This window comes from Bacteroides sp. An269 (assembly GCF_002159755.1).
GTDB classification, from domain to species: Bacteria; Bacteroidota; Bacteroidia; order Bacteroidales; family Bacteroidaceae; genus Phocaeicola; species Phocaeicola intestinalis.
Genome location: NZ_NFJG01000093.1, coordinates 1 through 18,679 on the forward strand (window position 1 = coordinate 1; position 18,679 = coordinate 18,679).

The 18,679-nt window shown below is 48.3% G+C and carries 16 protein-coding genes; 13 read left to right on the forward strand and 3 right to left on the reverse strand.

Annotated elements, in window-relative coordinates; all coding sequences use genetic code 11:
• The first annotated feature begins 336 nt into the window (after positions 1–336).
• From B5F71_RS14610 to rfbB, 9 genes are all read left to right on the forward strand, one after another.
• Positions 337–1,299 (forward strand): PepSY-associated TM helix domain-containing protein, encoded by a 963-nt coding sequence (locus B5F71_RS14610; RefSeq protein ID WP_087211681.1) that lies wholly within the window; start codon positions 337–339, stop codon positions 1,297–1,299.
• Between the two features lie 88 nt (positions 1,300–1,387).
• Positions 1,388–2,623, forward strand: a complete 1,236-nt coding sequence (locus tag B5F71_RS14615) for a 3-phosphoshikimate 1-carboxyvinyltransferase (RefSeq protein WP_022038875.1) — start codon at positions 1,388–1,390, stop codon at positions 2,621–2,623.
• 2 nt (positions 2,624–2,625) lie between these two features.
• On the forward strand, positions 2,626–3,057 hold the full coding sequence (locus B5F71_RS14620) for a phospholipase (protein ID WP_087211684.1): 432 nt from the start codon (positions 2,626–2,628) through the stop codon (positions 3,055–3,057).
• A gap of 109 nt (positions 3,058–3,166) precedes the next feature.
• The gene (locus B5F71_RS14625) at positions 3,167–3,982 is read left to right on the forward strand and encodes a metal ABC transporter permease (protein ID WP_087211709.1); all 816 of its coding nucleotides are present in this window, start codon (positions 3,167–3,169) and stop codon (positions 3,980–3,982) included.
• 28 nt (positions 3,983–4,010) lie between these two features.
• A complete protein-coding gene (tsaE, locus tag B5F71_RS14630; protein ID WP_022038878.1) occupies positions 4,011–4,436 on the forward strand; it encodes a tRNA (adenosine(37)-N6)-threonylcarbamoyltransferase complex ATPase subunit type 1 TsaE in 426 nt (141 codons plus the stop codon).
• Between the two features lie 13 nt (positions 4,437–4,449).
• Complete coding sequence (locus tag B5F71_RS14635; RefSeq protein WP_022038879.1) at positions 4,450–4,671, forward strand: immunity 17 family protein; 222 nt, start codon at positions 4,450–4,452, stop codon at positions 4,669–4,671.
• Positions 4,672–4,839: 168 nt separating this feature from the next.
• Positions 4,840–5,472 (forward strand): cytidylate kinase-like family protein, encoded by a 633-nt coding sequence (locus tag B5F71_RS14640; RefSeq protein WP_087211689.1) that lies wholly within the window; start codon positions 4,840–4,842, stop codon positions 5,470–5,472.
• Positions 5,473–5,478: 6 nt separating this feature from the next.
• Complete coding sequence (locus B5F71_RS14645; RefSeq protein WP_022038881.1) at positions 5,479–5,970, forward strand: metallophosphoesterase family protein; 492 nt, start codon at positions 5,479–5,481, stop codon at positions 5,968–5,970.
• A 57-nt stretch (positions 5,971–6,027) separates the two neighbouring features.
• Positions 6,028–7,167, forward strand: a complete 1,140-nt coding sequence (gene rfbB / locus B5F71_RS14650; protein WP_022038882.1) for a dTDP-glucose 4,6-dehydratase — start codon at positions 6,028–6,030, stop codon at positions 7,165–7,167.
• A 250-nt stretch (positions 7,168–7,417) separates the two neighbouring features.
• Here the strand turns inward: rfbB and thrC are convergent, their stop codons facing one another.
• From thrC to thrA, 3 genes are all read right to left on the reverse strand, one after another.
• Positions 7,418–8,722 carry a threonine synthase gene (gene thrC, locus B5F71_RS14655; protein WP_087211692.1) on the reverse strand — a complete coding sequence of 435 codons (1,305 nt, stop codon included), beginning with the start codon at positions 8,720–8,722 and terminating at the stop codon, positions 7,418–7,420.
• A gap of 17 nt (positions 8,723–8,739) precedes the next feature.
• Entirely contained in the window at positions 8,740–9,951 is a 1,212-nt protein-coding gene (locus tag B5F71_RS14660) for a cofactor-independent phosphoglycerate mutase (protein WP_087211695.1), read from the reverse strand.
• Between the two features lie 124 nt (positions 9,952–10,075).
• Positions 10,076–12,508 (reverse strand): bifunctional aspartate kinase/homoserine dehydrogenase I, encoded by a 2,433-nt coding sequence (gene thrA / locus B5F71_RS14665; RefSeq protein WP_087211698.1) that lies wholly within the window; start codon positions 12,506–12,508, stop codon positions 10,076–10,078.
• A 492-nt stretch (positions 12,509–13,000) separates the two neighbouring features.
• On the opposite strand from thrA, the gene frr reads away from it, so the two are divergent.
• The 4 genes from frr (at position 13,001) to B5F71_RS14685 (ending at position 18,496) form a co-directional block, all read left to right on the forward strand.
• Positions 13,001–13,561: a ribosome recycling factor gene (frr, locus tag B5F71_RS14670; protein WP_022038887.1), complete on the forward strand. Its 561-nt coding sequence runs from the start codon at positions 13,001–13,003 to the stop codon at positions 13,559–13,561.
• 133 nt (positions 13,562–13,694) lie between these two features.
• The gene (rsgA, locus tag B5F71_RS14675) at positions 13,695–14,630 is read left to right on the forward strand and encodes a ribosome small subunit-dependent GTPase A (protein WP_087211701.1); all 936 of its coding nucleotides are present in this window, start codon (positions 13,695–13,697) and stop codon (positions 14,628–14,630) included.
• Positions 14,631–14,645: 15 nt separating this feature from the next.
• Positions 14,646–16,112, forward strand: coding sequence for an MFS transporter (locus B5F71_RS14680; protein WP_022038889.1), 1,467 nt, complete (start codon positions 14,646–14,648; stop codon positions 16,110–16,112).
• Between the two features lie 182 nt (positions 16,113–16,294).
• A complete protein-coding gene (locus B5F71_RS14685) occupies positions 16,295–18,496 on the forward strand; it encodes a S9 family peptidase (RefSeq protein ID WP_087211704.1) in 2,202 nt (733 codons plus the stop codon).
• The last annotated feature ends 183 nt before the right edge of the window (positions 18,497–18,679 follow it).

Below are 18,679 nucleotides of genomic sequence, written 5' to 3' on the forward strand. Positions count from 1 at the left end.
GCTTCCGCCTATAGGACACAATAGGTCACCTCCTTTTCTTGGTTAACCTTTTTTACGGCAAAGGTAACTTTTTTCTTTGCCCTTTTACCAATGCAAATCTAAAGGAGGAGACACAGAGTAACACAAAAAAATGAAAAGCTCTGTGCGCCTCTGTGATTAAGATAAGTGATACGACTGACTTACTTATGTGAAACGCCCGAGTCACTTATGTGAAACGGCCAACGCACTTATGTTCATCAAAACGCATGCTTGAACCAACTCTCTATTCTATTATGATGACATCTACAATAGGCACATTGTAATTCATCCCTGTAGCGATCTAAACATCTGTACACAATGAGAAAACTTTTTGCAAAACTCCACCTTTGGCTCTCGCTCCCTTTAGGCATCATCATCAGTATCATTTGTTTATCGGGAGCAGCCTTGGTATTCGAACGGGATATTACCCAGGCACTTCAACGTTCGCTTTATACCGTTGTTCCTCCTTCAGAAGATACCCAGCCTCTCTCTCCTTCCCAACTGGCAACGCACATCCAAGCACAAGTGTCCGACTCGCTCCACCTTTCTTCACTTCTGCTTTCAGCCAATCCGCACGAAACAGCTTTTGCCTCATTCCGCGAAACAGGCCGGAAACAGCTTAGTGTCAATCCCTATACAGGGGAAGTACTGGGCTGGACCCAATCGTATCCCTTCTTCCAGACCATGCGTAAACTACACCGTTGGCTGCTGGACCCACCTGCCTCGAAAGGCGAAAAGTCAGTAGGAAAAATCATTGTAGGAATCACCACACTAGTAATGGTATTTATCCTGATAAGCGGACTCATCATCTGGATACCTCGCACACGCAAGGCACTGAAAAACCGCCTCAGCGTGTCGTGCACCAAAGGTTGGCGCCGTTTCTGGTACGATAGTCATGTGGCAATAGGATTTTATAGCACTCTTTTCCTGCTTGTAATGGCACTCACCGGACTCACGTGGTCTTTCGGCTGGTACCGCACGGCTGCTTATTCGCTCTTCGGCGAAACGCCCTCTTCCACACAAGTACGTCACACAGACAAAGGCAAAGACAGGTCCCGCAAAGACGAAGTGAAAATCACTTGGAAAGATGCAAACGCCTCCGCCCCACAAAGCCTGAAAGGATGGTTTTATGCCTTCCATACCGGAAGCTGGGGAGGAATAACCACCAAAATACTTTATTTTCTTGCCGCGCTCTTTGGAGGTATCCTCCCTTTAAGCGGATATTATTTATGGTGGAAACGGACACGCCGGCGAGAAAAATCCCAAATCCGCAGAGATTAACATCGCAGACCGAATCATATTTCCAAGATGTATCCGGTATCTCATTTTTTTATCTTATCTTTGTCGCCGGAACAACAACACACATCGTATGAAGCGAATCATTTTAACTTCCCCCGACAAGATATACGGCAACATCACGTTGCCTTCCTCGAAAAGCATCTGCAACCGTGCACTCATTATCAACGCACTGGCACAAGCTTTCTCGAAACCGGAAAACCTTTCTGATTGCGATGACACACGCGTGATGATACATGCCCTGCAAGAAATGCCTCCGGTTATCGATATCGGGGCTGCAGGCACTGCCATGCGCTTCCTGACCGCTTTCCTGTCTGTACATCCGGGCACACACATACTGACCGGAACCCAACGTATGCAGCAACGACCCATCGGCTTACTGGTCAATGCCTTACGTACACTGGGAGCAGACGTGGAATATAGCGGGAACGAAGGCTATCCACCTTTGCGCATTACGGGACGCCAACTGATAAACCATGATGTTACGCTACCGGGCAACGTCAGTTCGCAATACATTTCTGCCCTACTGATGATTGGCCCTGCCCTGAAAAACGGACTCACACTCAACCTGACAGGAGAAATCATTTCCCGTCCGTATATTGACCTTACCCTGCACTTGATGAAAAGTTTCGGTGCAAAAGCCGGATGGGCAAATGAAAAACAACTCTATGTCGAACCTCATCCTTACGAAGCACCCTCATCGTATTACGTGGAAAGCGACTGGAGCGCTGCATCATATTGGTATGAAATCTGTGCCCTCGCGCCCGAAGCACAAATAGAACTTCCGGGGCTGTTCCGGCAAAGCCCGCAAGGAGATGCATACGTAGCCCACCTTTTCTCGTCGCTGGGTGTCAAGACACAATACCTTGACCACAAAGTAGTGCTACAAAAAGAAGGCAAACCGGTATCGCAGATGACATACAATTTCATCAACCAGCCTGACTTGGCACAGACGTTTGTGGTGACCTGCGCTTTACTGAATATCCCTTTCCGGTTCAGTGGACTGCAAAGCTTGAAAATCAAAGAAACCGACCGTATAGCCGCCCTGATGAAAGAAATGAAGAAACTGGGCTATGTGCTGACCGAAACTGACGGCTGTATCTTGGAATGGAACGGAGAACGGTGCCCTTCCGACACATCCCCCTGCATCGATACATACGAAGACCACCGGATGGCAATGGCTTTTGCTCCTGCCTGCATTCCACTAGGGAAATTATCCATCAACAACCCGCAGGTAGTGAGTAAATCATATCCTCACTTCTGGGACGACCTGCAGGCGACTGGATTCACCATCAACGGGAAAAACTGACTATGGGAATACTCCTTATTATATTGGCAGGCGTCATCCTGTTTGGACTGGTAGCCGGATATTTCTATAACCGGAATCTACACCGGAAAATTGCACGAGGAGAACTGAAAGAAGCCCCACCTGTGGTTACGGTGGATAGCGAATGCTGCGGACAACACGCCGTATGTGAAAAAGAAAGCCTCCTGGCCGCCGTAAGCCGACAAATAGAATATTACGATGACGAAGAGCTGGACCGCTTCAAAGGACGTCCGGCAGACCAATACACGGCAGACGAAACGGACGAGTTTCGCGATATTCTTTACTCAATGCAGGAAGAAGATGTAGCGGGATGGAGCCGTAGCTTGCAATTAAGGGGTATCAATCTACCCGACGAACTGAAAGATGAATTGTTTCTCATTGTGGGAGAAAGAAGAAACAATGCAATAAACAACTAAAATCAAGTACCGGGTTCTTTTGTTTTTGAGTTGGTAAGTTTATAAGCTACAGGTATGCTTCGGCCTAAAGACTCAAAGACTTACGGACGAACAAACTCATTTGCTTATGATGGATTTACTACAATACACTTTTTTCCAACATGCCTTGTTGGGAAGCCTGTTTGCCAGCATTGCCTGCGGTATCATCGGCACCTACATTGTCACACGCCGGCTGGTATTCATCAGCGGAGGTATCACTCACGCTTCGTTCGGAGGCATCGGCATCGGACTTTACACCGGTATCCCGCCCGTACTTGCCGCCGCCATTTTCTCAGTACTCTCTGCATTCGGGGTAGAATGGCTCAGCAAGCGAAGCGATATGCGCGAAGATTCTGCCATTGCCGTATTCTGGACATTCGGAATGGCTATCGGCATCATTTTCAGCTTCCTTGCCCCAGGATTCACGCCCGACCTTTCATCGTTTCTTTTCGGGAACATCCTGACCATCACACAAGGAGATATCCTTTTGCTAGGCATACTAAGCAGTGTGCTTACCCTATTTTTCGCCCTTTTCCTGCGCCCCATCGTAGCCATTGCGTTCGATCCTGAATTTGCCCGTTCACAGCGGATGCCCGTCACATGCTTCGAATACATTCTGATGATGTTCATCGCCCTTACCATCGTATCTTGCTTGCGTATGGTGGGCATCGTGCTGGCAATCTCACTCCTCACCTTACCCCAGATGACCGCTAACCTGTTCACATACAGATTCAAGCACATCATTTGGCTTTCCATCGGCATCGGATATATCAGTTGCCTGGGAGGGCTAATCCTCTCCTACCACTATCAGATACCATCAGGAGCATCCATCATTTTTGTGTCCATCTTATTCTATGCACTCGCAAAGTTGAGCCGTATGAGATACAAGCTACGAAAAAATCATTAACTTTGCAAAAAGTTTATCCAACAAGTATATGAAAATAACGATTACAGACCTCGAGCATATCCATGAAGCGGCAAAAGCTTTCATCGCCGCTATGGGTGACAACACTGTGTTTGCTTTCTACGGCAAAATGGGAGCCGGAAAGACCACATTTATCAAAGCTGTTTGCGAAGAACTGGGCGTGACTGATGTCATTAACTCACCCACATTCGCCATCGTAAACGAATACCGTTCGGACACCACAGGCGAACTGATTTACCACTTCGACTTCTACCGTATCAAAAAGCTGGAAGAAGTATACGATATGGGTTATGAAGACTATTTCTACAGCGGTGCCTTGTGTTTCATCGAATGGCCTGAACTGATAGACGACTTGCTCCCGGGTGATGCCGTGAAAGTCCGAATCGACGAATTGGAAGACGGAAGCCGAACGGTCAGCATCGACGCCGAAGCATAATATCGACATCACAATGGCCGTACATTATATCATACAAGCCTTGTTTGTGCTGGTGGGTATGCTCGCCCTGCTGGCAGCATTGTTCAACTGGGATTGGTTCTTCACCGCACACAATACCCGTTTCATCGTGGCCAATGCCGGAAGGAAGCGGGCACGCTTGTTTTATGCCGCTATCGGCCTGTTAATGATAGCTACGGGAATATTTTTCTTTCTGTCAATAAAAGGATGCATCTGATTACAATCACACAAATGCCCCGATTAGAAGATAATCCTCTCCGTCATTGAAGATAATCTGCATAATTTAGATACATTTGCCCCGATTCTCTTACGGTTTTATTTCCTTATTTCCTTTTTTTTATTTACATTTGCTCTATACATTAACAATAATTCAAACAGAAGCGTTATGAACGAGCATTTTGTAATCAATCTTGGTCGACAATTAGGGAGCGGCGGAAAAGAAATCGGAGAAAAACTGGCAAAAGACCTTGGCATCGCCTTTTACGACAAAGAACTGATAAACCTCGCATCAAAAGAAAGCGGATTATGTAAAGAGTTTTTCGAGAAAGCCGACGAAAAGGCTTCGCAAAGCCTGTTAGGAGGACTGTTCGGAACACGGTTCCCCTTCATTACCGAAGGAGCTTATCCTTATAATTCGTACTTGAGCAATGACTCTCTGTTCAAAATCCAAAGCGATGTCATCCGCCACCTTGCTGAAAAACAATCATGCCTCTTTGTAGGACGATGTGCCGACTATGTATTGCGTGACCATCCGCGATGTGCCAACGTCTTTGTATCAGCCTCCCCCCAAGCACGCATCGAGCGCCTGACCAAACGACTGAACATCAGCGAAGAAAAAGCAGAAGAAATTATGGAAAAAGCCGACAAAAAACGCTCTTCCTACTATAATTATTATAGCTACAACACATGGGGAGCCGCCGCGACATACCACCTTTGCATCGACTCGTCAGTACTGGGAATCGACGGAACAGTCGATTTCATCAGGCAATTCGTCAAGCTGAAACTGCAACTCCCATAAATAACAATGACCACCATCGGACTCTTATCAGATACACACGGCTATTGGGACGGACGTTACCTGAAATATTTCGAACCGTGTGACGAAATATGGCATGCAGGAGACATCGGTTCCCTGGAAATCATACAAAAACTGGAAGCTTTCCGTCCGTTACGTGCCGTGTATGGCAACATCGACGGACAAGACATCCGTCTGCGCTTCCCCGAAATCAACCGGTTTACCATAGATGAAACAGATGTACTCATCAAGCACATCGGAGGATATCCCGGGAAATATGACCCGTCGGTACGGAATATCTTATCAACCCATCCTCCCCGGTTGTTCATCAGCGGCCACTCGCACATCCTGAAAGTGAAATATGATTCCAAGCTGGGACTGCTGCACATCAATCCGGGTGCTGCCGGCAAGTATGGCTTCCATACAGTACGCACTTTGGTACGCTTCCGTATCGATAAAGGTAATTTTTCTGACCTGGAAGTAATAGAATTAAACGAATAATGCTTGCTTGATTGAAAAATCTTTCCGAAATTTGCACCGCTTAAACAAAGTAACATTATGAAAACCTATTTAGTTACAGGAGCAGCCGGATTTATCGGTGCTAATTATATAAAATACATTCTTGCTAAACATGAAGATATACGGGTAGTCGTATTGGATGCTCTGACATACGCCGGCAACTTAGGCACTATTGCCAAAGATATAGACGACGATCGTTGCTATTTCATCAAAGGAAATATCTGCGACCGCAATCTTGCCGACCAGTTGTTTTCTGAATACAAATTTGACTATATCATCAATTTTGCAGCAGAGAGCCACGTGGACCGAAGCATCGAAAACCCACAACTTTTTCTACAGACCAACATTTTAGGAACACAAAACCTACTGGATGCAGCCCGCTGTGCATGGGTGACCGGTAAAGACGAACAAGGCTATCCGACGTGGAGGCGCGATGTACGTTTCCATCAGGTGTCCACCGATGAAGTATATGGTTCATTGGGAGATGAAGGCTTCTTTACCGAAGATACCCCATTATGTCCGCACAGCCCGTATAGTGCATCAAAAGCCAGTGCAGACTTCATCGTCCTTGCCTATCGTGACACTTACAAAATGCCTGTAACCATTACACGATGCTCGAACAACTACGGTCCTTACCAATTTCCAGAAAAACTGATTCCATTGGTAATAAAGAACATACTCGAAGGCAAGAGACTGCCGGTATATGGAAAAGGTACGAATGTACGTGACTGGCTGTATGTAGAAGACCATTGCAAAGCCATTGACCTCGTAGTATGTCACGGGAAAAACGGAGAAATATACAACGTAGGAGGACACAATGAAAAACAAAACATCGAAATTGTCCGATTAATCATTGGCACTATTTACCAGATAATGGAAAAAGAACCCGACTACCGGAAGATGCTGAAGAAAAAAGAAACGAACGAAAACGGACAAATCAAAATTGATTGGATAAACGAATCACTGATTACTTTTGTCAAAGACCGTCTGGGTCATGACCAACGTTACGCCATCGATCCATCAAAAATAACTCATGACTTGGGGTGGGTGCCCGAAACCAAATTTGAAGACGGCATTGTCAAAACCGTGAAATGGTATCTGGACAATCAGGAATGGGTAAAAAACGTAACAAGCGGAGATTACCAGAACTATTACGAAAATATGTACAAAAATAAATAGAATTTTCAAACCGGGGGATTCTACAAATAAATGTCCGCCATTAGCCAATCCGTCTGAGTTGAAAACGCAGTAGTACTGCATCTGCCGATGAAGATATATTCGTAAGCCGATGAAGTATATATTCAACCGCGAATGCAGTATATATGCATTTTTTAAGGATATGCATTGGCTGTTGGCGGACATTTATCCATTTTCTGCAAATTGACTGAAGAATGAGTGATGTTTCACCTCATTCTTCATCCTTAATTCTTCATTTTTCATTCATCAAGTATGCCTTGAATGAAGCGAAGTCTTTCGGCATCGGGATGCTTTGCTTCGTGCCGCGCATAAACGCCTGAAGCTTTTCGGGGATATCCACTTTGGTTCCGATAATGGCTTCCACCGTCTGCAAGAACTTTGCCGGATGGGCTGTTTCGAGGAACACTCCCGTTTCGCCCGGCTTCAAGCCTTCCGCCAGCGCACGATAACCGCACGCCCCGTGAGGGTCGAGCAGGTATCCGGTTTCCTCGTAAGCCTTCTGCACGGTTTCGCGAATCTGCTCATCGGTATAAGTCTCGCCACTGATTTCGCCGGAAATAGCCTCGTGGCTTCCTCCGTATAAGTCGAGGATACGGGCGAAGTTGCTGGGGTCGCCCACATCCATGGCATTGGCAATGGTCGCTACCGAAGGACGCGGCGTATAGACACCCGTCTTCAAGTATTGATAGAAAATATCATTGCGGTTATTGGCGGCGATAAAGCGTTTTACCGGAAGCCCCATCCGCTTGCCGAAAAGCCCTGCCGTAATGTTTCCGAAGTTCCCGCTGGGCACGCAGATGACCAGATTGTCCGCCTTGCCCTGCTTCTTCATCTGGGCATAAGCGTAAAAATAATAGAAAGCCTGAGGCAAGAAGCGCGCCACATTGATGGAATTGGCAGAGGTCAGCTGCATGTGCGCCTTCAGCTCTTCGTCCATAAACGCGTTTTTCACCAGTGCCTGGCAATCGTCGAACGTGCCGTCCACCTCAATGGCGGTGATGTTCTGCCCCAGCGTAGTGAACTGCTTTTCCTGTATCTCGCTCACCTTCCCTTTCGGGTAAAGCACATACACACGAATGCCTTCCACACCCAGGAAACCGTTTGCCACGGCACTTCCCGTATCGCCCGACGTAGCTACCAGTACATTGACCTGCTTCTTTCCTTCCTTGCGGATGAAATAGCCCAAGAGGCGTGCCATAAAGCGTCCGCCCACGTCCTTGAACGCCAGCGTAGGCCCGTGGAAGAGCTCCAGCGAATAGATATTGTCTTTCACCTTCACCACCGGCGCATCAAAGCTCAAGGTGTCATATACAATCTGCTTCAAGACATCCGCCGGCACATCTTCTCCGAAGAAAGCGTCCGCCACGCGGTAAGCGATTTCCTGAAACGAAAGGTTTTCTATCTCATCGTAAAACGATGCGGGCAAAGGCTTGATTTCGCGGGGCATGTAAAGCCCTTTGTCACCTGCCAGTCCGCGCACTACGGCTTCTTCCAGTGTAGCGTCGGAAGCCTGCTTATTGGTACTGTAATATTTCATAATCTGTGGTGAAAGTTTCAGCTATTCATAAATAAATTCATAAACTCGTCTTTTTCCAACATGCCGTATCCGCCTTCCCGGCACGACACCTCATCGTATGCCTGCACCGCATCCGGCTCAATGCCCGGATAATAAATCAAGAAAGGTATCGGCTCGGCGGTATGCGTGCGCAATTCGCACGGGGTCGGATGGTCGGGAAGCACGGCTATCGCCACCGGTTCGTCCCAGTCTTTTACCGCTTCCCAAATGGGTTTAACGGCACGCTGGTCCAGATATTCGATGGTTTTCAACTTCAAGTCTACATCGCCCTCGTGTCCTGCCTCATCGCTTGCTTCGATGTGCAGGTAAACGAAATCATTGGTCTTCAAGGCATCGATGGCGGCTTGTGCCTTGCCTTCGTAATTGGTGGTATAAAGTCCCGTAGCACCTTCCACATCGATGCACCGGAGTCCGGCATAGCGTCCGATGCCTCGGATGAGGTCGACCGCCGTAATCACCGAGCCCTTGCGGATGGAGGGGTATTTATTCGCCAACGGCTCCATCTTCGGGCGATAACCGGGACTCCAGGGCCAGATGCTGTTCGCCGGGTCTTTGCCCTCGCTCATCCGTTTCAGGTTAAGCGGATGCGAAGCCAGCAAGTCTTGCGAAGCCATAATCAGCCCGTTCAGCAAATCGGCGGTTTCTTGCGCTTCGGGAACCAACGCTTTCACCAGATTCGGGCGAAAGGGCTGCAACGGGATGTCGTGCGGAGGCACGCAAGCCACGTGTTTGTTTCCGCCTTTCACCACCAGCAAATGCCGGTATTGCACGCCGGTATAGAAATGGATACGGTCGGAGCCTAAGCGTTCTTCCAAGGCACGAATCAGCTCGTCGGCTTCTTCGGTGGTGATGTGCCCTGCCGAATGGTTCTTCAGGATATCGCCCTCTATGCATACCAGGTTGCAGCGCATCGCCATGTCATCCGGCTCCAAATCGACTCCGATGCTGGCGGCTTCCAACACCCCGCGTCCCTCGTACACCGTAGGCAGGTCATACCCCATTACCGACATGTTCGCCACCTCGCTTCCCGGATGAAACCCGTCGGCTACGGTCTTCAGCATTCCGGTGCGTCCCATGCGTGCCAGCATATCCATGCAGGGCGTATGGGCATATTGCAATAAAGTCTTGTTTCCCAGAGAGGGGACAGCCCAATCCGCCATCCCGTCTCCTAATATAATCAGATGTTTCATTTCGTTTTCTTTTTAGTTGACCGGGTAACTAGGTACTAGTTGACTAGGTACTAGGTTTTAGGTACTTTAAGAATCGGACTATTCAAAACCTAGTCCCTAGTACCTAGTCACCTGGTACCTAAACTTAAATATTCGCAATGCTCATAATATCCGCAAACACTCCGGCGGCGGTCACGCTCGCACCGGCTCCATAGCCTTGGATAAGCATCGGATATTCGTTATAGCGCTCGGTGGTAAGCAAGATGATATTATTGCTTCCCGCCAGTTCGTAGAACGGATGATGGCGGTCTACCTCTACCAGTTCTACCACTCCCTTTCCGCCTTCGAAGCGTGCCACGAACCGCCAGCGCTTGCCTTCACGCTCCAACACCTTGCGGCGTGCCTCGAAATCGGCATCCAGCGAAGGTATCTTGCGCCAGAAGTCATCCAGCGACCCTTCGAAAAAGCTGTCGGGAATGAACAAGTGTTTCTCCACATCTTCCTGATTCAGGCAATATCCCGCCTCACGTGCCAGGATGACCAGCTTGCGCACCACATCGGTCCCGCTCAGGTCGATGCGTGGGTCGGGTTCGGAATACCCCTGCTCCTTCGCGTTCCGGATGGTCTGGCTCAAAGGCACGTCGGCACTGATTTCATTGAAGATATAATTCAGCGTGCCGCTCAATACAGCTTCGATTTTCAATATCTTGTCTCCGCTATTAATCAGGTCATTGATGGTATTGATGACCGGAAGTCCTGCTCCTACATTGGTCTCGAACAAAAACTTCACACCCCGATGGCGGGCTATCCGCTTCAACTCGGCATAAATCTCATAATCCGAAGAAGCCGCAATCTTGTTTGCCGCCACCACCGAGATGTTATGTCCCAAGAAGTCTTTATACAAGGAAGCGATTTCTTCACTTGCGGTACAATCCACGAAGACCGAGTTGAAGATGTTCATCCCGATAATCTCGTCGTGCAGCACTTGCGTGGACGAAGGCATGCCTTTCTCTTCCAGTTCCTCACGATAATTCGTCAGGTCGATTCCCGCACGGGTGAACATTGCTTTGTGTCCGTTGGCGATTCCCACCACTTTCAGGTTCAGCCCCCGCTCCTGTTTCAAGCGTTCCTGCTGGCTATGTATCTGGTCTATCAGGCTATGTCCTACCGTACCGATGCCGCAAATGAAAAGGTTCAACACCTGGTATTCGGAAAGAAAAAACGAGTCGTGTATCACGTTCAAGGTCTTACGCAACGAACCGCCTTCTACCACAAAGGAGATATTCGTTTCCGATGCGCCTTGCGCACAGGCTATCACGTTAATGCCGTTCCGCCCCAGCGTACCGAAGAGCTTTCCGGCAATGCCCGGCGTATGCTTCATGTTTTCACCCACAATAGCTACCGTAGCAAGCCCTCCCTCGGCTTTCATCGGGCTGATTTCGCCCATTTCGATTTCCTTGGCGAACTCTTCATCGAGCACCTTGCAGGCAAGTGCCGCATCTTCATTGCGCACGCCGATAGAAGTAGAGTTTTCCGAAGAAGCCTGCGATACGAGAAACACACTGATGCCGTTCTCCGCCAGGGTCTTGAAGATGCGGTAGTTCACGCCGATAACGCCTACCATACCCAGTCCGGTCATCGTAATAAGGCACGTGTCGTTGATAGAAGAAATGCCCTTGATGGCTTTCGAAGAATGGTCTGCCTCCTGCTTCACGATAGTGCCCGGAGCGTCGGGATTGAATGTATTCTTTATTAATATAGGTATATTCTTATGGCACACCGGATAGATAGTAGGCGGATAAACCACCTTCGCGCCGAAGTTGCAAAGCTCCATCGCCTCCACATAGCTCAGTTCGGTGATGGGGTAAGCGGTGCTGATGACCCTCGGGTCGGCGGTCATAAACCCGTCCACATCCGTCCATATCTCCAGCACATCGGCATCCAGCGCCGCGGCGATGATAGAAGCGGTATAATCAGAACCGCCCCTGCCCAGATTGGTCACTTCGCCCGTATCCTTATCCGACGAGATAAAGCCCGGCACCAACGATACGCGCGGAATCTCACGGAAGGTCTCGCGCACCAGACGGTTGGTCAGTTCCGAGTCGAGGATATGCTTGTTGTGCTTCTTTTCCGTCTTGATGAACAGACGGGAGTCGAACCATTGTGCCCCGTCGATGAGCGTAGCCACGATGATGGAAGACAAACGCTCGCCATAGCTTACGATGGTCGACGAGGTCTTGGGCGAAAGGTCGCGTATCAGGTAAATGCCTTGAAAGATATCCTTCAATTCGCTCAGCAGCTCATTCACACAATCGAGGAGCAACTCCCGTTTCTCGCCCGCAGGAATCACCGTATAAACCATTTCGATGTGGCGGTTCACGATTTCCTTCATCTCTTTCTCGTATCCCGAATCGCCCGATGCCGCCATGTTCGAAGTCTTTATCAACTTGTCGGTGATGCCTCCCAACGCCGAAACCACTACGATTACCTTATCATCTATCGCCTCAACTATTTTCTTTACATTCAACATACTGTTGACGGAACCTACCGACGTTCCGCCGAATTTCAATACTTTCATACGATTGTTCGATAAAACTAATTGATGGCACACGATGAACCCTTAAAAAATCCGTTTCATCTGTGTGCGATGAATTATAAACACTTATTATTGAATCATAAAAATGAAGAAATGCCTGCGTCCACAGGCGTGTATCACGTAGAAACACCATTATACAACCGCTCAACCCCGAGGGGTCATCCCAGTGGCAGATGTATAGAGGGACATACGCCCCGTGGCACACATCAGAATGATATGTAGATTGTTCCGGTTCATGTATAATTGTTTTATCGTTCGCAAATATAGTAACATTTTTCCATAAACAAACATATTCGGCGTTTTTTTTGGAATAATCCGTCAAAGTTCATGCCCGCGAAGCCGAAAACAAGCGTCAAAGGACGGATGATTGCACACTTTCCAGCGAAAATCTTCACAAACTATTGCAAGAGAATAAAAAATCCCCTATTTTTGTTCACATAAACTTATCGACAAAATATTTAAAGCAACAAGAATATGGCAGATTCTAAAACTATCCTCAGCAGCGCTGAAGAAAAAATGGATATGGCAATCATGTATCTGGAAGATGCTTTGGCACATATCCGCGCCGGAAAAGCCGATGTACGTCTGCTTGACGGCATCCGTGTAGATTCATATGGAAGCATGGTTCCTATTAATAATGTAGCGGCGGTCACTACCCCCGATGCACGGAGCATCGCCATCAAACCGTGGGACAAGAGCATGTTCCGCATCATCGAAAAAGCGATCATCGACTCCGACCTGGGTATCATGCCCGAAAACAACGGCGAAATCATCCGCATCGGCATCCCTCCACTGACAGAAGAGCGCCGTAAACAACTCGCCAAGCAATGCAAGGCAGAAGGTGAAACGGCAAAAGTAAGCGTACGAAATGCACGCCGCGATGCCATCGACTCCTTGAAGAAAGCTGTAAAAGACGGTATGCCCGAAGACGAGCAGAAGAATTCGGAAGCCAAGCTCCAGAAATCGCATGACAAGTACATCAAGCAAATAGATGACATGCTGGCGGCTAAAGACAAAGAAATCATGACTGTATAATTTTATAGCTGACTAGGTTACAAGGTACTAGTTGACTAGGTTGTAGATACTAGTTGACCAGGTTACTTGATACGGCTTGAGTATCTAAGACCTAGTGCCTGGTACCTGGTCAACTAGTCAACTAAATAAAACATTGGAAAAAGGATTAGTCATCAAGAACACCGGAAGCTGGTATGTGGTAAAGACCGAAGACGGAAGGCAGATTGAATGCAAGATAAAAGGGAACTTCCGCCTGAAGGGAATACGCAGCACCAATCCCATTGCGGTAGGCGACCGTGTACAAATCGCCTTGAACCCCGAAGGAACCGCCTTCATCACCGAAATAGAAGACCGCAAGAACTACATCATCCGCCGGGCTTCGAACCTCTCCAAGCAATCGCATATCATTGCAGCCAACCTCGACCTGTGCATGCTGGTAGTGACCGTCAATTATCCCGAAACATCCACCATCTTCATCGACCGCTTCCTTGCCTCTGCCGAAGCCTATCGGGTACCGGTAGCACTGGTATTCAACAAGACCGACCTCTATTCGGAAGACGAATTGCGCTATTTGGAAGGGCTTATTCACCTTTACACCCATATCGGATATCCTTGCTTCCGCATTTCTGCCCTTAATAATGAAGGCATCAATGAAATAAAGGAAGAACTGAAAGGGAAAATCACCCTCTTTTCAGGACATTCGGGCGTAGGGAAATCAACGCTTATCAATGCCATCCTGCCCGAAGCACACCTGAAAACCGGAGAAATATCCACAGCCCATAACAAAGGCATGCACACCACGACTTTTTCTGAAATGTTCCCCGTAGAAGGCGAAGGATATATCATCGACACACCGGGCATCAAAGGATTCGGCACCTTCGACATGAAAGACGAAGAAGTGAGCCATTACTTCAAAGAGATTTTCGAATTCTCCGCGCATTGCAAGTACGGGAACTGCACCCACCGGCACGAACCGGGCTGCGCCGTACGCGAAGCCGTAGAGAACCATTACATCAGTGAGTCACGTTATGCCTCTTACCTGAATATACTGGAAGACCGTGAAGAAGGCAAATACCGCTCTGCATATTAATTTCTATAAACCCTTATGAAAACACGACCAAACAAGATGACCAACTTCCGCTGGACCATCTGCTTTATGCTTTTTATGGCAACCACCATCAACTACATGGACCGGCAAGTTCTTTCGCTCACATGGAAAGACTTTATCGCACCCGAATTCCATTGGACTGACACCGACTACGGATTCATAGCCGGCGTGTTCGCCATCGTCTATGCCCTTGGAATGCTTTTTGCCGGACGGGTCATCGACTGGATGGGCACACGCAAAGGATATCTTTGGACAATCGGAATCTGGTCATTAGGTGCCTGCCTCCATGCCTTTTGCGGCATCGCTACCGAATGGTGGGTAGGCGTAGATAATGTAGAAGCCCTGAAACAAGCCGAAACCGGTTCGGCATTGGCACTAAGCATCGCCACAGTGAGCGTTTATTTCTTCATTGCCGCACGATGTATTTTAGCCATCGGCGAAGCAGGCAATTTTCCTGTGGCCACCAAGGTCGCCGCCGAGTATTTTCCGAAGAAAGACCGTGCTTTCCCAACCAGTATCTACAATAGTGGAGCTGCAATCGGTGCACTTGTCGCTCCGGTCAGCATCCCTACCCTGGCAAGCTATTTCCGCGATTTAGGCGTAGGAAACGGTTGGGAAATGGCATTCGTCATCATCGGTGCGTTAGGCTTCGTATGGATGGGATTCTGGGTGTTCCTCTACAAACGCCCACGCGAAAGCCGTTGGGTGAACGAAGCCGAACTGGCATACATCGAACAAAATGAAGAAGAAGAAAAAACACCTCAAGCCTCCTCGCCCACAGAAGAAAACCTGCCCAAGATGTCTTTCCTGCAATGCATCCGCTACAAACAGGCATGGGCATTCGCCGTAGGCAAATTCCTGACCGACGGCATCTGGTGGTTCTTCCTGTTCTGGACTCCCGCTTATTTGAGCGATGTCTACCACCTGCCCTCCAACGCCCCGATGGCACAATTGCTCATCTTCGTCCTCTATGCCATCACAATGCTATCCATCATCGGAGGCTGGCTCCCCACTTACTTCGTGGAGAAAAAAGGAATGAACCCCTATAAGGGACGTATGCGCGCCATGCTTATCTTTGCCTTTTTCCCAATCATCACCTTGCTAGCCCAACCGCTGGGAGCCTATTCATATTGGTACCCGATAATTATTATAGGTATAGCCGGAGCAGCCCACCAGGCATGGTCCTCCAATATTTATTGTACCGTGAGCGACATGTTCCCGCAAAATGCCATTGCCACCATCATCGGCTTCGGAGGCATGGCGGGAGGCATCGGCTCTTCGCTCATCAATATGGGTTCGGGAGTCCTGTTCGATTATGCCGCCAACACCCAGCTCGCCTTTATGGGCTTTACGGGAAAGCCGGCAGGATATTTCATCATCTTCTGCATCTGCTCGGTGGCGTACCTCATCGGATGGATTATCATGAAAGCACTCGTTCCTGAATACAAGCCCATCAAACCATAAAAAACTGTTTTAAATTTATCGGTCTAAATCTGCACACGATAAATTCAAAACTGTTTCTAAAAATGTAAAATAAATAGCATGCATTTCCATGCTCCGATACAAACATTGACAACGGGTTATGCAAATATAAGTATTTTTTCATACCTTTGCCGATATTACAACCATATAAACTATCAACTACAATGAAAAGACTACTTGCATTAAGCTGCCTGCTCGTGGCGTTCGTATGTGCATTCGCACAGCAGAAGGTAACGCTGCAAGACGTGGCTAACGGAACATACCGCCCCCAAAACATTTATGGCATCAAGCCGATGCTGGACGGTGAGCATTACACACAAATCAGTGCCGACCGGAAACGGATTGTGAAGTATTCGTTTAAAACCGGAAAAGAAGTGGAAAGCATATTCGATGTGGAAACCGCGCGCGATTGCCCCATCAAGTCGTTTGATGATTACATCATGTCGCCCGATGAAAAGCTGATTCTCATCCAGACCGAGACAAAGCCTATCTACCGCCGTTCGTTCACGGCAGAATATTACATTTATAATATAAGGAACAATACCATAGAACCGCTTTCGAAGAACGGGCCACAACAAGTACCACTCTTCTCGCCCGACGGATTCCAAATCGCTTTTGTACGCGACAATAACATCTTCCTTGTCAAATTGCTCTTCGGCAATAGCGAGTCGCAAGTAACAAAGGACGGAGAATATAATAAGGTATTAAATGGTATTCCCGATTGGGTATACGAGGAAGAGTTCGGCTTTAACCGTGCTTTCGACTTCAGTGCCGATAGCAAGATGATTGCTTACATCCGCTTTGATGAAAGCCAAGTGCCGATGTTCAGCTTCCCGTGGTACAAAGGCATGGCGCCCGAACGCACGGAGTATGCCACATATCCCGGTGCTTATACGTATAAATACCCCAAAGCCGGCGAAGTGAATTCGAAAGTGAGCGTACATACTTTCGATATCAAGAGCCATGTGACCCGTAAAATGGACCTTCCGCTTGATGCGGACGGTTATATTCCCCGCATCAAATTCACGTCAGACCCTGAGAAACTTGCCATTATGACCTTGAACCGCCACCAGAACCGGTTCAACGTGTACATGGCAAATCCGCGGAGTGCCATCTGCAAGAGCATCATCCGCGACGAATCGGAGCAGTACGTTAAGGAACAGGCATACAGCAACATCCGTTTCTATCCCGAAAACATCGTGCTGATGAGTGAGCGCGACGGATACAATCACCTCTATTTATATACAATCGGCGGAAACCTGGTGCGCCAGGTGACCAAAGGCGAGTTTGAAGTAAAAGATTTCTTGGGCTGGGACCAGAAGAACGATGTGTTCTATTACACCAGCAACGAGGAAAGCCCGCTCCGGAGTGCCGTTTACAAAATAGACCGCAAAGGAAAGAAAACGAAGCTTTCCACGCGGACGGGGACCAATACCGCTATTTTCAATACAAACTTGACTTATTACATCAATAAATACTCCAGCAAAGACACTCCGACCCTCATCACAATCAATGACAACCGGGGACGGGAACTGACCACCTTGCTTGATAATAGTAAACTGAAGGGGCAACTTGCTACCCTGAATATGCCCCAGAAAGAATTCTTCACTTTCCGCACTACGGAAGGCGTAGAGCTGAACGGCTGGATGATGAAACCTGCCGGCTTCAACCCGAACAAGAAGTATCCGGTCATCATGCACCAGTACAGCGGTCCCGGCTCGCAACAGGTGTTAGACGAATGGGGCATCGGAAGCTTTAGCGACGGAGGCATGTTCGAAGCCTACATGGCAGACCACGGTTACATCAGCGTATGCGTGGACGGACGCGGTACAGGCGGACGAGGGGCTGCATTCGAGAAATGCACGTATCTTTTCCTCGGTGTAAAGGAATCGCACGACCAAGTAGAAACGGCACGCTATCTCGGCACCTTGCCTTATGTAGACGCCAACCGTATCGGAATCTGGGGCTGGAGTTACGGAGGATATACGACATTGATGTCAATGAGCGAAGGTACGCCGGTCTTCAAGGCTGGTGTGGCAATAGCCGCTCCCAGCGACTGGCATTTTTATGATACGGTATATACCGAACGCTTTATGCGCACTCCGAAAGAGAACGGCGACGGATACCGTGCCGGTTCTGCCATTCTCCGGGCACCGAAGCTTCACGGAAACCTGCTTCTGATACACGGTACGGCAGACGATAACGTGCATTATCAGAATTGTGCCGAATACAGCGAGGCGCTGGTACAGGCGGGCATCCAGTTTGATATGCAAATCTATACCAACCGCAACCACGGCATATCAGGAGGAAACACCCGGACACACCTGATGAACCGCGTAGCGAATTTCTTTATTGAAAACCTGTAATGTGATTTTCACCACAGATTACACAGATAAAAAAGGATTAAGAACTTGCCACAGAGAGAATACAGAGAAAAATATTTTTTAGAAGCTGTTTTGAATTTATCGTGCGATGATTTGGGATGAGTTTTTGAGGCATTTTCGCTTCTGTGATGAGGAAGATAGCGGGCTATCTGACGAAGAACAGGA